The sequence below is a fragment of the Sulfobacillus thermosulfidooxidans genome (assembly GCF_001280565.1).
Taxonomy (GTDB): Bacteria; Bacillota; Sulfobacillia; order Sulfobacillales; family Sulfobacillaceae; genus Sulfobacillus; species Sulfobacillus thermosulfidooxidans_A.
The window spans coordinates 237,254-254,855 of record NZ_LGRO01000002.1; the positions used below are offsets into that span (position 1 = coordinate 237,254).

At 48.0% G+C, this 17,602-nt stretch carries 19 protein-coding genes and 1 tRNA gene; 6 read left to right on the forward strand and 14 right to left on the reverse strand.

Annotated elements, in window-relative coordinates:
• The first annotated feature begins 61 nt into the window (after nucleotides 1–61).
• Nucleotides 62–637 (forward strand): HDIG domain-containing metalloprotein, encoded by a 576-nt coding sequence (locus tag AOA63_RS16680; RefSeq protein WP_053960919.1) that lies wholly within the window; start codon nucleotides 62–64, stop codon nucleotides 635–637.
• Nucleotides 638–663: 26 nt separating this feature from the next.
• On the opposite strand, the gene AOA63_RS16685 is transcribed toward AOA63_RS16680, so the two are convergent.
• The 4 genes from AOA63_RS16685 to AOA63_RS16700 all read right to left on the reverse strand — a co-directional run bounded on the left by AOA63_RS16685 (nucleotide 664) and on the right by AOA63_RS16700 (nucleotide 3,691).
• Nucleotides 664–1,089 (reverse strand): DUF2203 domain-containing protein, encoded by a 426-nt coding sequence (locus AOA63_RS16685; protein WP_053960920.1) that lies wholly within the window; start codon nucleotides 1,087–1,089, stop codon nucleotides 664–666.
• 16 nt (nucleotides 1,090–1,105) lie between these two features.
• Entirely contained in the window at nucleotides 1,106–1,654 is a 549-nt protein-coding gene (locus AOA63_RS16690) for a cob(I)yrinic acid a,c-diamide adenosyltransferase (protein WP_053960921.1), read from the reverse strand.
• Nucleotides 1,655–1,918: 264 nt separating this feature from the next.
• The gene (locus AOA63_RS16695; RefSeq protein ID WP_053960922.1) at nucleotides 1,919–2,764 is read right to left on the reverse strand and encodes a hypothetical protein; all 846 of its coding nucleotides are present in this window, start codon (nucleotides 2,762–2,764) and stop codon (nucleotides 1,919–1,921) included.
• Nucleotides 2,765–2,821: 57 nt separating this feature from the next.
• On the reverse strand, nucleotides 2,822–3,691 hold the full coding sequence (locus AOA63_RS16700; protein ID WP_053960923.1) for a VanW family protein: 870 nt from the start codon (nucleotides 3,689–3,691) through the stop codon (nucleotides 2,822–2,824).
• A 227-nt stretch (nucleotides 3,692–3,918) separates the two neighbouring features.
• Here AOA63_RS16700 and AOA63_RS16705 point away from each other — a divergent pair, with 227 nt between their 5' ends.
• Nucleotides 3,919–5,034, forward strand: a complete 1,116-nt coding sequence (locus AOA63_RS16705; protein ID WP_053960924.1) for a homoserine dehydrogenase — start codon at nucleotides 3,919–3,921, stop codon at nucleotides 5,032–5,034.
• A gap of 34 nt (nucleotides 5,035–5,068) precedes the next feature.
• On the opposite strand, the gene AOA63_RS19880 is transcribed toward AOA63_RS16705, so the two are convergent.
• From AOA63_RS19880 to polA, 7 genes are all read right to left on the reverse strand, one after another.
• A complete protein-coding gene (locus AOA63_RS19880; RefSeq protein WP_020376397.1) occupies nucleotides 5,069–5,236 on the reverse strand; it encodes a hypothetical protein in 168 nt (55 codons plus the stop codon).
• A 65-nt stretch (nucleotides 5,237–5,301) separates the two neighbouring features.
• A complete protein-coding gene (locus AOA63_RS16710; RefSeq protein WP_053960925.1) occupies nucleotides 5,302–5,913 on the reverse strand; it encodes a lytic transglycosylase domain-containing protein in 612 nt (203 codons plus the stop codon).
• Complete coding sequence (gene coaE, locus AOA63_RS16715) at nucleotides 5,886–6,485, reverse strand: dephospho-CoA kinase (protein WP_053960926.1); 600 nt, start codon at nucleotides 6,483–6,485, stop codon at nucleotides 5,886–5,888. Before coaE ends, AOA63_RS16710 begins: the two co-directional genes overlap by 28 nt.
• 55 nt (nucleotides 6,486–6,540) lie before the next feature.
• Nucleotides 6,541–7,818: an ABC transporter substrate-binding protein gene (locus AOA63_RS16720; protein ID WP_053960927.1), complete on the reverse strand. Its 1,278-nt coding sequence runs from the start codon at nucleotides 7,816–7,818 to the stop codon at nucleotides 6,541–6,543.
• Complete coding sequence (locus AOA63_RS16725) at nucleotides 7,818–8,012, reverse strand: hypothetical protein (protein ID WP_020376401.1); 195 nt, start codon at nucleotides 8,010–8,012, stop codon at nucleotides 7,818–7,820. Before AOA63_RS16725 ends, AOA63_RS16720 begins: the two co-directional genes overlap by 1 nt.
• 41 nt (nucleotides 8,013–8,053) lie before the next feature.
• Complete coding sequence (mutM, locus tag AOA63_RS16730; RefSeq protein WP_053960928.1) at nucleotides 8,054–8,869, reverse strand: bifunctional DNA-formamidopyrimidine glycosylase/DNA-(apurinic or apyrimidinic site) lyase; 816 nt, start codon at nucleotides 8,867–8,869, stop codon at nucleotides 8,054–8,056.
• Entirely contained in the window at nucleotides 8,862–11,411 is a 2,550-nt protein-coding gene (polA, locus tag AOA63_RS16735) for a DNA polymerase I (protein ID WP_053960929.1), read from the reverse strand. The genes mutM and polA overlap by 8 nt, the downstream gene beginning before the upstream one ends.
• Before the next feature lie 83 nt (nucleotides 11,412–11,494).
• On the opposite strand from polA, the gene AOA63_RS16740 reads away from it, so the two are divergent.
• Nucleotides 11,495–12,184, forward strand: a complete 690-nt coding sequence (locus tag AOA63_RS16740; protein ID WP_053960930.1) for an alpha/beta fold hydrolase — start codon at nucleotides 11,495–11,497, stop codon at nucleotides 12,182–12,184.
• A 45-nt stretch (nucleotides 12,185–12,229) separates the two neighbouring features.
• Here the strand turns inward: AOA63_RS16740 and AOA63_RS16745 are convergent.
• From AOA63_RS16745 to AOA63_RS16755, 3 genes are all read right to left on the reverse strand, one after another.
• Nucleotides 12,230–12,316 (reverse strand) — tRNA-Leu (locus tag AOA63_RS16745).
• A gap of 95 nt (nucleotides 12,317–12,411) precedes the next feature.
• Entirely contained in the window at nucleotides 12,412–13,830 is a 1,419-nt protein-coding gene (gene glnA / locus AOA63_RS16750; protein WP_020376405.1) for a type I glutamate--ammonia ligase, read from the reverse strand.
• Between the two features lie 201 nt (nucleotides 13,831–14,031).
• Entirely contained in the window at nucleotides 14,032–14,631 is a 600-nt protein-coding gene (locus AOA63_RS16755) for a superoxide dismutase (protein WP_053960931.1), read from the reverse strand.
• Between the two features lie 316 nt (nucleotides 14,632–14,947).
• Between AOA63_RS16755 and hisC the strand changes: the two genes are divergently transcribed.
• From hisC to hisG, 3 genes are all read left to right on the forward strand, one after another.
• Complete coding sequence (hisC, locus tag AOA63_RS16760; RefSeq protein WP_053960932.1) at nucleotides 14,948–16,036, forward strand: histidinol-phosphate transaminase; 1,089 nt, start codon at nucleotides 14,948–14,950, stop codon at nucleotides 16,034–16,036.
• A gap of 73 nt (nucleotides 16,037–16,109) precedes the next feature.
• Complete coding sequence (locus AOA63_RS16765) at nucleotides 16,110–16,946, forward strand: ATP phosphoribosyltransferase regulatory subunit (protein WP_053960933.1); 837 nt, start codon at nucleotides 16,110–16,112, stop codon at nucleotides 16,944–16,946.
• Nucleotides 16,943–17,563, forward strand: a complete 621-nt coding sequence (gene hisG / locus AOA63_RS16770; protein WP_053960934.1) for an ATP phosphoribosyltransferase — start codon at nucleotides 16,943–16,945, stop codon at nucleotides 17,561–17,563. Before AOA63_RS16765 ends, hisG begins: the two co-directional genes overlap by 4 nt.
• The last annotated feature ends 39 nt before the right edge of the window (nucleotides 17,564–17,602 follow it).

Consider the following 17,602-nt stretch of genomic DNA (forward strand, 5'->3'; position numbering starts at 1 on the left):
TGTCAAAATCACGATTTCGCGGTATTGTCGTCTGAAAAGTCCTACTTTCTGAGGTGGTAACATGTCCACAATGCTGTGGCCTGGTCGTGAACAGGCTTGGCAATTGCTTAATCGTTATACCAAAAATCCCTCTTTGATCAAGCATGCATTGGCCGTTGAAGCCGTCATGCAGGCATTAGCGGAACGCTATGGGGAAGATCCTGACTTATACGCCCGAGTCGGCTTGCTCCATGACTTTGATTATGAAGCGTTTCCCGAAATTGGCGAACATACAATTCAAGGTGGACGAATTTTGACGGAAGAAGGTTTTCCCGACATTATTGTGGAGGCGATAAAGTCGCATGTCAATGAAAACGGCATTCCCCGTGACACCTTATTAAAACGGGCGATTTATGCAGCGGATGAACTGACCGGATTCATCGTGGCCGCCACTTTGGTACGTCCTAATAAAAGTTTAAGTGAGCTGACTCCCAAATCCGTTATCAAAAAACTCAAAGATAAAAGCTTTGCGAAGGGCGTCAATCGCAATGATGTCTATCAAGGAGCTGAAGGATTGGGAATTGACCTTGATGAGCTTATCCAATTTATCATCAACGCCTTAATCCCACATGCCGAAACATTAGGGCTAAATCCTTAATCGCGACAGTACATTCCCTGTCGCGATTAAGCATCTTGGCCCGAAGCAATGCCTGGAATGAGTTTACGTCCTGCATAACCTTCTTCGAGTCCGTGATAATATTTCACGGACTCTTCATCAACGCGCCAGCATAAATACACGGGCTGTCCGTTAATTTCAGCAGGAAAATCCACTAGCCCAATTTCTACATCGGTAACCCGGCAGCCTAATTGATTAATTGTCGCTAAGAGCTGATTGGCCTCAGCGACGACTTGGTCAAATTCCTTTTTCGCCAGTTGATAATCGCTTAGCATGATTAAATTTCCATCTTTACGATAGCCAACTTCGCGAATGTCCCGCATTTCTTCATACTTTTTTCGTGCCTGATCTTGGAGGGAACGCAGGCGGGTTAAATGCTCCCGGAGTGCGGGTAATAGTTGATTGGCTTCTTCAAGAGTAAATTGTCGTGTCATGCATCCTCCCTCGCCTTCAGAATTCCGCTATGATGTCTTTTACGTGGTGGGCACGATTCGCATCGCGCGCGGCCACGAACAAAAAATCAGAAAGCCGATTTAAATATTTTAAATGCAGGGCATAGGATCCGTCTGCATTGACAAGGGGCACCAACCGCCGTTCCGCCCGTCGCACCACTGTTCTGGCTTGATGCAGAAAAGCGGCGGAGGGGTGACCTCCTGGTAAAATAAATTGTTGAAGGGGCACCAAATGACCTTCCAAATCGTCAATCCATTGTTCCATGGTCTCGATTTGAACGGCTTCTAAACGATCTTCACGATCAGGACTGACATTGGACAAATCCGCTCCCAGGGCAAATAATGTGTTTTGGATCTGACTTAACATGCCGTCCAAAGTGAGTGCATCCTGCTCCAGAAACGAACGGGCAATGCCGATCAAGGCATTGGCCTCATCAATCGTGCCATAAGCCTCCACCCGTAAATGGTCTTTGGGAACGCGTTTGATGTCGCCGTGTCCCCAAAGGCTCGTCATACCCCCGTCCCCTGTTTTGGTGTAAATTTTCATCCTTAATCCTCAATCCTCCCTCAATCCTCCATAGCTCTATAACACAAGGCACCTCGACGATGAATTCTCTGTCATCTTGATGGCGGAGGTTTTTCTCGTTCTCTTCGGTCAATATAAGATTCTGCTTTCCAGTATAAATGAGAAGCCCCTGATTTTGTCGCCTCGATTTTGCGCAACCAGCACGCTTGAAACCCAAGCTTGCTTATGTATTGAACCTCTATGGCCCAAAAACCACCAAAAAATGTGCCGAACTCATTGAGTTTTTTATCGTGATACGTATAGCAGCATATCCCATCTCGCGTCTAACGTGACAGGCGACTGGGTTAAGAGCAGCAAAATTGCACTCACTGACATAATTAGAGCTCCGAGAATTCGACGCATTGTCATCTGTTCGTGAAAGACAAATCCGCCGAGTGCGGCTAATAGTCCTGCAATGGAGGACACGGCCTCAACAATGGCTACAGGCATCTGCCGCAGTAACATCACCACACTGACATAGCTTAACGCATTCAAAAAACCTTCAATGGTACTGAAAACCGGAAAATCTTTCACGGTCCCCAGAATTTTTCCTCGTCCTCCTGATATCGTAAGCCCGGTCAAAATCCAAAGACTTACCCATGTCATCAAATTGGCCCCGTAAGTGAGAGGAGGATAAAGGCGGTAATGAACATCGAGAAGGCGAGCCGCCGCAAAAAATACATCACTGGCCAGCATCACCCATCCAGCAAGCGATAATCTCTGTGCACCGGCTAACCACGCCCCTAGGGCAAATAAGGCAACAAACCCGATCCCTTGTGATAGACCGGGATGCCATATAAACAAAAATAGCGTGGTCGCATTGCTCCACGGGCTCACTTCGCTAATGGGTCCTTGTGACAACGCCCAGGTATATAACGAAAAAGCTCCAGCATAGACCAAACTCGGCCACAAAATAGGCCAAAGCCATATTAGCGGTTGATGTTGCAAAACCACCCCCAGCCACAAAAATAAAGCCGCCATCACCGATGATGCACCCATAATGCCCCAGGGATCGGTATGGCGTCCCAACGCCGTTAAAACCATGCGTTCTCCACTTAGACTGAAAATACGGACAATCAACCAGAGCCCCAATCGGTCATCCCCCTCTCATCCCATCTTCATCTTATGGGACAAGAGAGGGCCCTCATGCTAAGAGTTCGTCGAGGAGGGTGGAGCTTTTTCGATAATCCGGGGACTTGGGCGATACCGGTCGATGCCGAGTGGCTTTATCTCGGTTCCATTCTGACCTTTAATTTCTAGCCAGTTTTGCACCCGCACCCCAGGTTGCCCGGGAGCTAGCACTTTTTCTTCTCCGGGTTTTAATGAAGCATTATAACGAACAATCGTTTTGAACGGATATGTTTGGAGAATTTTGTGGCGGACAATAATGTCCGGGCCTGGGCTTGCGCCCCAAATCTTCACCGTCATATGGCGGTCCTTAGCTTGAGCCGTTATTAATACGGGCGTGCTCCGGTTATTGCGGAATTGAAAATTGAGGTAATCACTAGCTACCGTGGCATCCTCTCCCGGTGGTAAATAGGGCACAGTCAATCCATGATTATGGCGCTCTACAATGGGCAAACCTGTACGCAATAAGGCCGAATATAAGGTGGAAGAACCTTGACATACACCTCCTCCTACTGAAGGAACAATCCGGTCTCCGACAAAGGCCCGTCCCCATCCGTAACCGTTTTCCTCGGTATAGGGTCCGACCACGGAATAATAGGAAAAGATATGACCAGGTTTCACCACCGTCCCGTTCAGGCGCCTCGCAGCCAATTCAATATTTTGAGCTTGACTCGGGCTAGCATGAAAATAATTCGTTGTTTGCTGGCCGAGCACGTAGGGAAGTTTCAGCGCTTGTGCTCCATCACCCGCTGACGGGATGGACGACGTCAAAACAATGGGTGCTACTTGATGATATTCGCTTAAGGTCACCTCACGAGCGGGCAGACTCGCGTGGTGAGATAAAAGCTGGGGCAACAATCCAAGAAGAGCCATCACAAGCCATTGCCGCATGCTTCTCACGTCCTTTCTTCTGCAAAATTTGCCAGTAATCCATCCATCACTGTTAACGATTTCGAATCGTGGACATTTGTGCCGCGGTCCTATCATTCCCATCTCCGGTCATTTTGACTCATCACAAACCACGGCGTGGAAAACGTGCATGTCCACGCAATCTGTGGCAAACTAAAGATGTTCGGCATTATTCCCGGTGAGCCACCGGAATTTATATAGGTGAAAGAATGAAGACAACACATATTGGGCTTTTAGGATTAGGAACCGTCGGCAAGGGCGTTGTCGAAGCCTTGTCTCACCAAAACACCATCGTCATTGACAAAATTTTGGTACGTGATGTGAGTCATCACCATTCCAACCTGCCTCTGACCAGCGATATTCATGACATTCTTGATAATCCAGATATTGACATTGTGGTGGAAGTCATGGGCGGTGTCGATCCGGCCTACGAATATCTGGCCACGGCATTACAAAAGGGCAAATCGGTCGTAACCGCCAATAAAGAAGTCGTGGCACGCTTTGGTCCAGAACTCATGACTCTGGCCCGTCAAAATCGCCAAGGTTTCTTATTTGAAGCCAGTGTCGGCGGAGGTATGCCCATTTTAGATGCTTTAACCTGGCATCTTAATACGACTCCTATCCATGCCGTTGAAGGGGTCGTGAATGGCACAACCAATTTTATTTTGGATCAAATGGAACAGGGCATGGACTATCAGGCTGCATTACAGCGGGCGCAAGCACTAGGTTTTGCTGAACAAGATCCATCAGCCGATGTGGATGGATGGGATAGCGCGCGTAAACTGTCGATATTGGCTGGGCTCGCCTTCCATTCATGGATTGATGCCGAAAATGGATATGTGGTAGGAATCACGCAGGTTAGAGCAGCGCATTTGCACCGCTTGAAGGAAATGGGGTTTGGCGTGCGACTGGTCGCACGAGCAGAACGCCATCCCTCCTCCATTGGTTTTGTTGTTGCTCCCACGGTTTATCCCTTAGGCCACCGCTACCTCAAACTCGCAGGATCCCAAAATGCTATTGGCATTTTCTCCGATGCCGGGACAACCTGGATTGAAGGACCGGGTGCTGGCGGGTTAGCGACAGCAACCAGTATTGTGGCAGATATCCAGCGTATTCGTTTTAGTGTTCCAGATCGGGATCCCGTTCATTTTGAGTCGTTACCGGTTGAAAATATCAATGATGCCTATTTAATTTTTGCCGAAGATCCAGAAAGGCCCTTGCCAGTCATCGCAGAAGCGTTGAAGAGCGGTCCAGGATATCTCATCTTACCTTATGAATTGCCCCATGAAGAGGGTTTCGTGCAATACCGTTACCGGGCAAAATGAGGGCGGCACATCGGCCGCCCTGTTTTGTGGGGCTTTACAAGTGATGCTGGAGCTCTTCTTCCGCCAGGCGAATAGCTTCGCGCACGAGATTTCCGCATTGTCTAGCGGGAACGCCGCCCCATCCTTCCCGGCGAACGATGTCATCAACTCCGAGTCGCTCACCCAATTTCATTTTTGTGGCCTCTGACAGGATTTTTGCCAAGATACCACCCCCCTCTCTATTGTTCCTCTTCCGTTTACGATCATACGCACAGGGTAACCGGAGATTCATGGCAACAAAGCCTGCCACAATGACGAATGCCGAGACGGCGGTGGAAAAAATCCGTAGAGCGAATGATAAAGAACCTTGTAAAACAATACCCGGTGGACAAAATGTTTCGTTTCAGGAAAAGGGATCTTTTGAGCCGAAGTTGCCGATGGGGTTAATAAGCCTTGACTTAACCAGTTGCGAACATTGCGCGAGCCGGCATTATAAGCAGCTAGGCCCAACACTTCATTTCCCGAATAACTTTGCAAAAGTTGATTTAAATACCATGTCCCTAGGTGGATGTTCAGCGCCGGATCAAATAATTCGGCTGTCTGAATACTCTTATTGTCCGCCTTTAAACTCGCCCATTTTGCCGTCGACGGGATGAGTTGCATGAGTCCAATGGCGCCTTTGCTGCTCACGGCATTGGGCCGATAACTACTTTCTACCCGAATCACCGCTGCTACCAAATAGGGACTGAGATGGTTCACTTGGGCCTCATGCCAAATCACAGCCCGATACGGCATGGGCGCCACATAGCGGTACAACATGATAACTATAAATAGTGAAAAACTGATCCAAAAAATTCCTGATCGGCCCGCCTTCAGACGGTAGCGTTTGCGTTGCGCCATAAACGTGTCACCTGTTCTCTTAAACGCTCCAAAGATCCTTGATTGTCTATAACATAGTCTGCATAGCGGAGTTTTTCGTCGATAGGCATCTGTGCCTGAATACGCCGCAATGCTTCCTCTTTACCCAAATGATCACGCTCAACGACGCGCTGTAATTGCAAGTCCAGCGGTGCATAAACGACCCAGATTTCGTCCACTACATGACGCCAATTCCCTTCAATAAGAAGGGGCATATCAATCACGGCAACGCGATATCCCTGGTGAGATAACTCAGCTAATTGCCTAGTGATGTGCTGCTGGACCACAGGGTGCACTATGGCATTTAACCCTTGACGTTCTAAGGGATTAAGAAAAATCCGGTGGCCTAATTTCCGCCGCAATAATTGACCATCCGGACCTAAAATACTCCACCCATAGTGTTGCCAAATGGCACGCCACACTTCTTGTCCCCGCTGTTGTAAGTGATGGGTCAATCTATCGGCATCAATCACCTGTGCGCCTAATTCTTGCAAAATGCGACTGACTTCGGACTTCCCAGTGCCAATGCTCCCTGTCAATCCTATCACTCGCATTCGCATTCCCTCCCCTTTACCTTGCACACATGCTTTATCCCCTATTTTATGACGGCTATGGGACAGAATGCCATGATAAGACGTTGTGTTCCAGAATGAGAGCATGCGGAGCAGGATGAGAAAACAACCAAAAACTTACGTCAGGAACGAGAGGAATTCCTGCACCATGGGGAAATTGGTTGATGATACCGAGATAGGCAGAAATTTTTCCAGCACGCGCCAGTTGACTCAAATTAGCACTGGTCGTCGCTTGGATGCTCACATGCGGATCGATAGCCTTTAAGGTGTTGGCTAACTGCATAGCCTCCGCATTATTTTGGTTGACCCATACGGTCAACGTGACCGATTGGGGTCGTTTTGATTGAATACTGCTAGGATATTGACGTGATAAGGGCGAGAGGAGGCCCAAAAAGGCTGCATGAACCCACTGCGTCAAGGAAATTCCAGGCAATGCAAAATGTTTTTGCGTGGTATTCACATAAAGTGACAAGTCGCCTGGCACGTTGAGGGGTTGCACATGGGCAAGTTCAGCCCGCGTTAACTGTTTTAACTGCCCAGGCTGCAAAGGAATGGCATTGACGAGATGATTTTGATACGCCAACAGCGCTTGTGACAAACCCGAATAAACGATCAAATTGACGGCTTTCGGGCCTTGGCCGGAAACCTTGGAGAAACTGAGCGACGCATCCGGTGTCCATTGGGTCAAGGTATAGCCGCCTGTGCCAATCAAATTGGTGAATTGCCAATTATCTCCGCCTTGCCTTTGATCAGATGCCGGAACAATAGCCAGTGCCGGGTTCGCCAGGTTTCTAAGAAAACCCGGACCAGCAGGCTTTTTCAAGGTCAATTGCAAACTATTGGGGCCCGTCACTTGAATTCCTTGCAGATACTTCGTTTTGCCCTCTTCAAACCGTTTCACCCCGACAACTTGAGAAAGCAAAAACCTGGCCTCCTCGGAATTGACGGGAGCAACCAAAGGCCGTACCAAGGCTTCGGCAACCATATCCGGGGTCACCACTACGCCATTTGCGAGTGTCTCGTGACGCAGCTCAATGGTGACGATATTTCCCCGGTATGTGACTGAACTCGCGAGGCCCGGGATTATGGAACCCGTTGGTGAAATATTTAATAAGGTTTGAAAGATATTGCTTGCAACTTGCCAATCGGCAGCATTAGAGGCCAGAGCAGGGTCCAAGTTATTGGGATTTTGAAATATTGCTTCGGTAAACACATGGCTAGATACTGGCTGTAACTTGGTCTTAGGTTCCTGGATTAACAACGCGGGTAAAAAGGCTAGTACCAGTAACAGCCACGGCCACATTCGTCCTCGCATTAGATAAGCTTCCCGGGAAGTTTTTCTAGTTGTTGTGTGCTAAGAGTTTTTTCCGAAATCACATTCAAACGGTACTTGGAGTGTTCCTGGGGAATAAGTTCCACTTCGCCCCGAACTTCCAATTGTTCCCATAACATGTCCTTTAATTCCATTGCTGCTTCCAGCGAATCTACGGCAAAGATCAAATGTTGCACTCGATAGTACCTGCCTTTCTGTCGCTTTCGGGTTCCTTGGCTTATTTCTGACAGTGTAAACAAAAATGGCTCGTACGCCCTTGAATCACTTTTGTGACAATCGGTTGTCCACATACCCGGCAGTCCGCTTGATTCCGACCATAAACCATTAAATAGTCTTGATTTTGTCCCGGATGCCCCAGAGCATCAACATAGTCGGAAAATGATGTTCCTCGATGTTCAATCGCCTCTTGTAGCACCATGCGGATGGACCGGATTAACCGCTTGATTTCCCGAAGATCCAGTGAGCCTCCGGGTCGATCAGGTCGAATTTTCGCCCGAAATAATGATTCATCGACATAAATATTTCCAAGCCCCGCAATGATGCTTTGATTGAGCAATAAGCTCTTAATCGGTGCCTGCCGCCCTTGAAGTCGTTGGCTTAGAAACTGGCTTGTCAATTGCGAGCTTAAGGGCTCCATGCCTAAATGGGGCACGAGGTCATCTCCCGCATCGATCCAGCCAATGCGCCCAAAACGCCTAGGATCAATGAGCCGTAACTGATTTTGATCAAAGCCTAGAACGACGTGCGTATGCAGCGCCCACGGTTCTTGATTTTGAATCCATATCAGCCGGCCCGACATTCCCAAGTGAATAAGCAAATGTTCATGGGTTTCCCATTCAAGAAACAGAAATTTACCCCGTCGCTTTATGGATTTTACCACGTGTCCCGGTAATCGGCGAGCGATTTCTTCCGCAGGCAGAGATCCAGTTTTGACCATTCGTGGATCAATATGTAACACGCTTTGCACCGTTTGGCCCGGCAAAACATGATCTAAATAATAACGTATCGTTTCAACTTCCGGTAATTCAGGCATTACTGTCCATCTTCCACGGTGTCATATTCTCCCAGGTTAGACCCTTTTTAAATTCCACGACCAAGGGTACACGAAGATGCATCGCTCCGGTCATGGATTCTTGAGCTAATTGCGCGAGACTCACTATCTCGTCATCGACGGCATCCCAAATTAATTCATCATGCACCTGTAGTACCAGTTCACTGTGCAATTGTTCCGCACGGCAGCGTTTTCTCAGGTTGACCATGGCGATTTTAATCAAATCGGCTGCACTGCCTTGTATCGCCGTATTCATCGCCATGCGTTCGGCATACATCCGCCGTGCCCGGTTCTTCGAGTGAATATCCTTCAAGGGACGGATTCGACCCATGACTGTTCGCACAATGCCTTCGTTGCGAGCCTGCTCTATAACGCCATCAAAATACTCTTTGAGTTTGGGATAACGGGCAAAATAGCGAGCAATATAATCCTTTGCCTCATGTTGGCTGACACCAGTATCCCTGGCTAAACCAAAATCAGAAATCCCGTAAACAATGCCAAAATTTACTGCCTTGGCCCGGTTTCGCCAGGTACTGTCGACTTGGTCAAACGGAATATTAAAGATTTCCGCTGCGGTGCGACGATGAATGTCTTCTCCATGCCAAAACGCCTCAATCAGGTGCTCATCGCCAGATAAATGCGCCAAAATTCTTAGCTCAATTTGGGAATAATCAGCCGCTAAAAGCGTTCGACCCGGACTCGGCACAAACACACTGCGTACCCGGCGTCCTAAAGGTAAACGGACAGGAATGTTTTGCAAATTGGGATCGCTGGATGATAAACGGCCCGTTGCCGTACCCGTTTGATGAAAAGTGGTATGTACCCGGTTATCAGGACCAATTAAAGGCAAAACTCCTTCCACGTAAGTGCCCTTAATTTTCACGAGCTGACGATAAAACAAAATCTTGTCGACTATGGGATGTAATGGCGCTATCTTTTCCAAGGTTTCAGCATCCGTGGAAAATCCGCCCGTCTTGGTTCGCTTTGCACTAGGCAAGTTCAATTTCACAAACAGAATCTCTCCCAATTGCTGCGGCGAATTGATATTAAACTCGGTTGTGGCTAAATCATAGATTTCCTGTTGAACCGTGTGAATCGATTCATCCAGTTCCTGGCCCAAAGCTCTTAATTGTTCCCGGTCCACATACATGCCCACGGCTTCCATTTCCGCCAAAACACGGCTTAGTGGCAATTCTACCTCTCGATAAAGCTTATCAAGTCCCATCGCCTCTATGTCTTGGCGCTGCTTAAGAATCAAGTGCTCCGAGGTAATCAGACAGTCCTCAATTGTTGTCGGTTTATGCAGTTGGTGTAAGGCCGCCACAGATCTCAAATCATAATGTCCTTGTTCCGAGTCGAGCAGGTAGGACTGCAGTTTCCCGTCCTCTGCAAAACAGGGACCGTCCATCTGATGACGCAGCCAAAAATGGTAGATAGCCTTGCTGTCCCACGTCCACAATGGTATTTTAGGCCATGTTTTCTCCTGGTAGCGTGCAATGTGTCCCTCTTCATCCATCACAAAGATTTGGTCCTGATCGACCCACACCACCAGATAGGAACTTTCTTTATTAATCTCATCCCAATCAACCCATGCGCAGGAGCGATTAATAACAGTTTGCACCGGTTCCGCTGCGAGGGTTTCAGAATCTGGTAAATCCTTCATGAGTCGCCGTTTAATCGCGTGTAACTCTAACTTGTCCAACAACTGGTTGGCCTCATCATCGATATGAAAGGCAAACGGCTCGGTCATCTCCGGCCATGTTAGAGGCACATCGCGGACAATCGTCGCCAAATTCCGGTAGGTAATAGCTTCGTCTTCGTGACCTTTTAACGCTTTGAGCCACCGTGTGTTATCGATTTCAGATAAGTGTTGAATGATATTTTCGACGGACCCGTAGCGCCGCAAAAGCTCTTTAGCCGATTGTTCGCCAATTCCGCGAACGCCGGGAATATTATCCGAACTGTCCCCCATGAGTCCCTTTAAATCCGGAATTTGGTCCGGACGGACACCCATTTTTTCTTCGACTTTAACTTCATCCATTCGATCTAAATCGCTAATGCCCGTTCGCGTGGTGAGCAACACGATAACGTTTTTGTCCACCAGTTGTAGGAGGTCGCGATCGCCCGTCACAATTAAGGTCTGGTATCCTTTACGTTGACCTAGTGTAGTCAAGGTGCCAATCACATCGTCCGCTTCAAATCCATCGACCATAACCGTGGGAATGCCTAAATGCCGCACAATGTCTAACGCCAACGGCACTTGTTGGCGAAATTCATCAGGGCTTTCCACGCGGTTGGCTTTATATTCAAGATATTGTTCGTGGCGGAAGGTTTTATGAGGCCCGTCATAGGCCATAATGACCCGGTCCGGGTGTTCATTTGTGATGACTTTGATAACCATGGACAAAAAACCATGAATAGCGCCGGTTGGCGTTCCGTCTTTCGTTTGCAGATTTTGTGTCAATAACGCATGATATGCTCGAAACAACAAACTGTGACCATCAATTAAAAGTTGGGTCGGCATCCGCACCTGTAGCTCCTTCTCTGATATATACTATGGTAACAAACGCATTGCAGCCCAACAAGTGACAAAAGGAGTGGCGCCTAATGCCTGTGCCTTGGCTATTCATTCACGGAGCGGGTTCGACGAGCCGGTCCTGGTCCCGACAACATCGCCTGCCCTTTGCCTCCCAATTTTGTGATTTGCCGGCCAGACCACAAATTTTACCGAGTCACCTTATTACCTCATTAGCCGAGTGGTGCCTAACCCAGATCAATGAGCCAGCGATTGTGGTTGGTCACTCGATGGGAGGCGCCATAGCCCAAATGATGGCCATCCTAAAACCTCAATCGGTCAGAGCGCTCGTGTTGGTTGGAACGGGACCACGCTTACCCGTTAATCCTGAGTTGCTGGAGCAATTAGTGACGCACCCTCATCAAGCGCTGGAAAACATCGCACGGTGGTCCTTAGCCCGCCATTTTGATCCCAACTTATATGAAACGAACCTCCGGCTACTGGAAACGGTCTCGGCCGACCGGATTTTACACGAGTTAACCGCCTGTAGCCTGTTTGATAGCCGCCCGGTATTAGGGCAATATACCGGTCCTGCCTTTCTCATCCGTGGTGCCGAAGACCGGATGACACCCGAAGTCTTGTCCAATGAATTTTTAACCATATGGCCAGATATTCCCATTTATACCATTGCGGATAGTGGTCATTTGGTCATGCTTGAACAGCCGGAATTATTTAATGAAACCTTGTTAACCATCGCGAATCGCCTCGCCGACACAAATTAAACGGTAATGCCATAAAAAAAATACGGCCAAATGGCCGTTAAAATTTGGTGCCGAAGGCCGGACTTGAACCGGCACGAGGGTGACCTCATACGATTTTGAGTCGTACGCGTCTGCCAATTCCGCCACTTCGGCGACAACGTGGTTATTATAGCACAGGTTTTTTCCCAACTCAATAGGCAATAACAAACAGGGCGCTTTCCAACCGGAAGCGCCCTGTTAACAATGTTTTAGCTGTTAAAGTACAATTCGAATTCCATCGGGTGCGGTCGAAGATTAACGGCATTCACTTCGTTGACGCGTTTGTAATCGATCCATGTTTGAATCAGATCTTCGGAGAATACGCCGCCTTCCAATAAGAATGCATGATCTTGCTCTAACGCATCAAGTGATTCGGACAAGGAACCGGGCACACTTTGGATATTGGCAAGTTCGGCCTTGCTTAGTGCGTAAATGTTCTTGTCTAAGGGCCCAAAGCCTTCCTTCACCGGATCTAAACCTTGCCGGATCCCATCAAGACCTGCCATCAGCATCGCAGCAAATGCCAAGTAGGGGTTCGATGTGGAATCGGGGGTGCGGAATTCAATACGGCTCGCTTGCGGACGATCATTGACAGGAATTCGAATAGCAGCTGAGCGGTTTCCATGCGAAAACACAATGTTCACAGGAGCTTCAAACCCGGGCACCAACCGTCGATAACTATTGGTCGAGGGATTGCTAAAGGCTAAAATGGCCCGCGCATGTTTTAAAATACCGGCAATATAACTTAATGCAAGCGGTGACATATGCGCATATCCATTTTCCGAGTAAAATAACGGTTTGCTGTCTTTCCACAGGGACTGGTGAACATGCATGCCATTGCCATTGTCTCCATAAATGGGCTTGGGCATAAATGTCACGGTCTTACCATGTTGCTGAGCGACATTCCGCAATACATACTTGTACATCATCACGGTGTCAGCCTGTTTGGTCAAGGTGTTAAAGCGTAAGTCGATCTCTCCTTGACCGGCCGTAGCGACTTCGTGGTGGTGCATTTCCACGCGAATACCTACACTTTGTAACGCTTTGACCATGGCCGTTCGTAAGGCCGCTGTGCTGTCCAAGGGTGGAACAGGAAAGTACCCTTCTTTGGTTCGGATGGTGTGTCCTAGACTGCCTTCCGCAAAGGAATTCCAAAATCCTTCGGAGGAATCGACCTGATATGCCGCATGATAACCTTGGTTAATGTAGCGGACGGAATCAAAAATGAAAAACTCAATTTCTGGTCCCCAATAGGACACATCCGCAATTCCAGATGCCTTAAGATATTCTTCCGCGTTCCGTGCAATCCGGCGCGGGTCACGTTGATAGGGAACATGCTGAGGATCTGTTACATCCGCTACCAAACTCAACGTCGGCACCGTTGCAAACGGATCCACCACAGCGGTGTCAGGATCAGGAATCATTAACATGTCACTTTCTTCAATGCCGCGGAAACCTCGAAGACTGGAACCGTCAAACGGTATTCCATTAGTAAAGGTATCCTCATCAACTTCACTAACCGGTATTGTCACATGCTGCCACGTTCCCGGCAAGTCAATGATATGCACGTCAATCATTTCAATATTCTTTTCCCGTATAGTTCGTAACACATCCTCAGCTTTCACCATATAATCCCCCTCGTAAGTTTACAAACAGCGTGCACTTTGACGAAAACTCGTCAATACGATGTTAAGTATATGAATGGATCTATCATACTGTCAATATGGCTTGTAAGCTTTTCAAGAAAATCTCACACTGCCTAAGTGTATGCAAAAAAGCCCAGAATCATCCTGGGCTTTTTTGCGATGACAATAGCTAATGCGAGCAACTTAGATGTGGTATTTCTCGAGGCGCTTGTTGACTTCATCCCAGTCAACATTCTTCATAAATGCCTCTATGTATGGAGCCCGCTTCACACCATAGTCAATGCCGTAAGAATGCTCGTACACGTCGAGAACAAAGAGAGGATATGCTCCCCAAGGCACGCCCACATTGTGCGCATCTTGACCATAAATATGCAGTTTTTCATCATCCAAGTCATAAGCCAGAACAACCCAACCACGAACCGCCAATCCAGTGGCCTTAAACTCGGCTTCAAATTTTTGATAGGATCCAAAATCCCGTTCAATCAATTCGCGAATGCGGCCATAGGCTTCTCCGCCTTTTCCACCTAAGTTGTCAAAATACCATTCATGTAACTTTGATCCGTTTAAGCAAAAGGTTTCCTCGGTCTTTAATCCGCGCAGTTCACTGTAAGACTGGTTGGCGGTGGACAAATCCACGGTTTCCATCTTGCTGCGAATTTCGTTCAGCTTGTTAACATAACCCTTATATAAAATCCCATAATGCTGCTCAATCTCTTCTTTGCTGATACCCTCCATGGTCAAGCAGCTCTCTTTGAGATCACGATATGGACGTTGTTCTGCCATTAAACATCCTCCTGTCTAAGTTAAAGTCAGAGATTTAAGCAAACTTTTCTTCAGCCTAACCTTATAAAACCCAAAAACAATGTAAGCTAGGCCATTCCTACCAAATTTAGTATAACAGAACTTAACCGAATGCGAGCCTTCTTCGTCTGCTCAAAAGATGAGCCCGGACATTTTGGGATGCGCAAGACGGCGTCGTTTGTAATCCCCGAGCATATCCATATCACAGCTGTCGTTCTCTCTTGCTTTTCCTCCAAAAATCAGCATATGCTTGTTTCACAAAATGAGTCGACCATATAGCAGGAAGGCGGTATGTCTCGTGGTCCAGCCCAAAACCAGTCTTTTATCCTTAAGCCCTTATGTACCGGGGCGGTCAATTGAATCCGTATATCAGGATACAGGTATTGAAGCCATCAAATTAGCCTCCAATGAAAGTCTCTGGGGCCCCTCGCCCCGCGCCATTGACGCAGCCAAGAATGCTTTAACCCAGTTGTCTCTTTATCCTGAAGCGCATTTATCTCAAGTCTATGAGTTGTTAGCGTCTTTGAGTGGCTTAAGCGCTGATCACATTATTACGGGAAATGGAGCTGATGAACTCTTGCAGCTCATCGCCCTCACGTTCGCCGGTCCTGGCGACGAGGTAATTTTCCCGGCTCCTAGCTTTTCTGCATACCGCCATGGAACATTATTGACGGGCGCCACTCCCATTGTCATTCCATTAAATTCACAAGGAGCTCCCGATCTCGATGAAGCTCTGTCTCATTTGTCCCCCCAAACACGCATTATCTTCCTCTGCAGCCCCAACAATCCGACTGGGGGAATTCTCCACCAAGATGAATGGAACGATTTTTTGGCGCATGTTCCCTCGTCGGTACTTGTTGTCGTCGATCAAGCCTATTATGAATTTGTCGAAGATCCTAGCTATGCCCAGTTGCGTGAAGACATTTTAGCAGGCCGTCCGGTCATTATGGTGCGCACCTTATCGAAAATTTACGCGTTAGCTGCGTTGCGCATCGGATGGGCTGCCGCTCCTGTGCCCATTATCCAGTCGCTAAGAACAGTCCGCCAACCTTTTTCGGTTAACCGGGTCGCGTATATGGCCGCCCAAGGGGCACTGTCCGATCAAGAATACGTGGCCAAAGTTCGCCAAGAAACCCTCGCCGCCAGAGCCTATATGGCGGAGCAATTCCGCCAGCGGGGTTATTCGTTTTGGCCATCCCACGCTAATTTCATTACTATTGATCTGCATGACAATGCCGAAAAGTGGGCTCAACACTTAGAAATGATGGGCTACGTGACACGGCCAGCGACAAGTTTTGGACTCCCTGATCACCTACGCATAACCGTTGCTCCTATTCCCATTCTTGAAGGATTTTTCAATGCCTTTGATCGCGTGCGCGAACGTTGACAATTGTTTGCAACTAGGTTACTGTAAACATATTCTTTAGTTCGCTGAATCGCTAATGTAATGAGGTGTTTTCATGGACGAATGGCTGAACCAAAATCGTCGGGAATATGAACTGATGATGATGGTCATTAATCAATTTTTGGCTCAAGGATTTTATCCGGTGCCTACAGCTCCCGCACAAGCGGGTCATTACCGAGAAGATCACACACAATCGATTTTGGAACTGTTGTCTTCCTTTCCTGAAAGTCATATTCAGTTCCCCTTACAGGTCTTTTCACTAGGCCCCGTTTATGATCCGGGTTATGGACGATGGGCTGAAACCATTGATGTAGAAATATTGGGAGCCGGGGGGCCCCAGCATGAACTTTTAGCACTCGAACTGATTATGCGGCTGATTACCACCTGGCCTGGTTTGGCTTCACGCACATTAATGGTTATGGGACATTTAGGTTTGCTCAATCAGGTTTTGGTCAGGGAATCGGTTCCGGATGTTATCGTCACCCAAATCCGCCAGGCACTGCGTTCGGGAAATTTGGTCACCGCCGAATCCTTAATGACCCATACCACGCCTAAAAGCCGACGCTTGTTATTGTCTAAACCCTACAAGGAATTCCTGGATAATCTGCGCAAAACCTTGCCGGAAGCAGACTTTGATCATTTATCTCGGCTAGAACAGGTTGTGCATCAACACGTCGAAACAAGATGGGACTTGTCTTTAACGGGAAATTGGCCCTATTATACCGATCTCGTCTTTTCCCTGTATCTTAAAGATGTGGGCCAGCCGGTACTGAATGGGGGCCGCTTTGTTCAAGAAATCAATGGCCGATCCTGGCAAGGCGTCGGCTTTACTCTCTATCTCGACCCCTTATATCACGCCGTCGGCCAAGAAATGGAGTCGTTAATGTCATGAGTTTTCAAAATGTCACTGTCGCAATCGCTAAAGGCCGCATTCTCGAAGGAGCTAAGACGTTGTGGCAACAAAGCGGACTGTTGTGGCCCGTTGATGAAGAGAGCCGGCAATTATGGTTTGCTCCCAGCCCCGAACGCCCCGGCATGCTCATTGCCCGGGCGCGGGATATTCCTACGCTGGTCGGAATGGGGATTGCCGATTTAGGTATCGTAGGACTAGACGTATTGGAGGAATATCCTAATAGCCATGTTTTGCAAGTCGCGGACTTGAAATTTGCCCAATGCCGTGTGGTCCTGGCTGGTCAAAAAAATCAATGGCCAGAAGGTCCGACCCGTATTGCCACCAAATATCAAAGGATTGCCCAGACATATTTTACAATTCACCGACATCCAGTGGAAATGGTCTCCCTCTCAGGGAGTCTAGAACTGGCACCCGTCATTGGTTTGGCTCCGTATATTGTCGATATCGTAGATACAGGCAACACCTTGCGTCAACACCAGTTGACCGAAATTGCAACAATTTTGGAATCCAGTGCACGTCTTATTGCCAACGCCTCGCACTGGCGAACAAAGCCCGAACTAGAACACGTTAGGCACCTACTCCAACAGGAGGACTAAGAAAAAATCTTTAGGTTTCGCAACGGCGAAAGGAAGAAA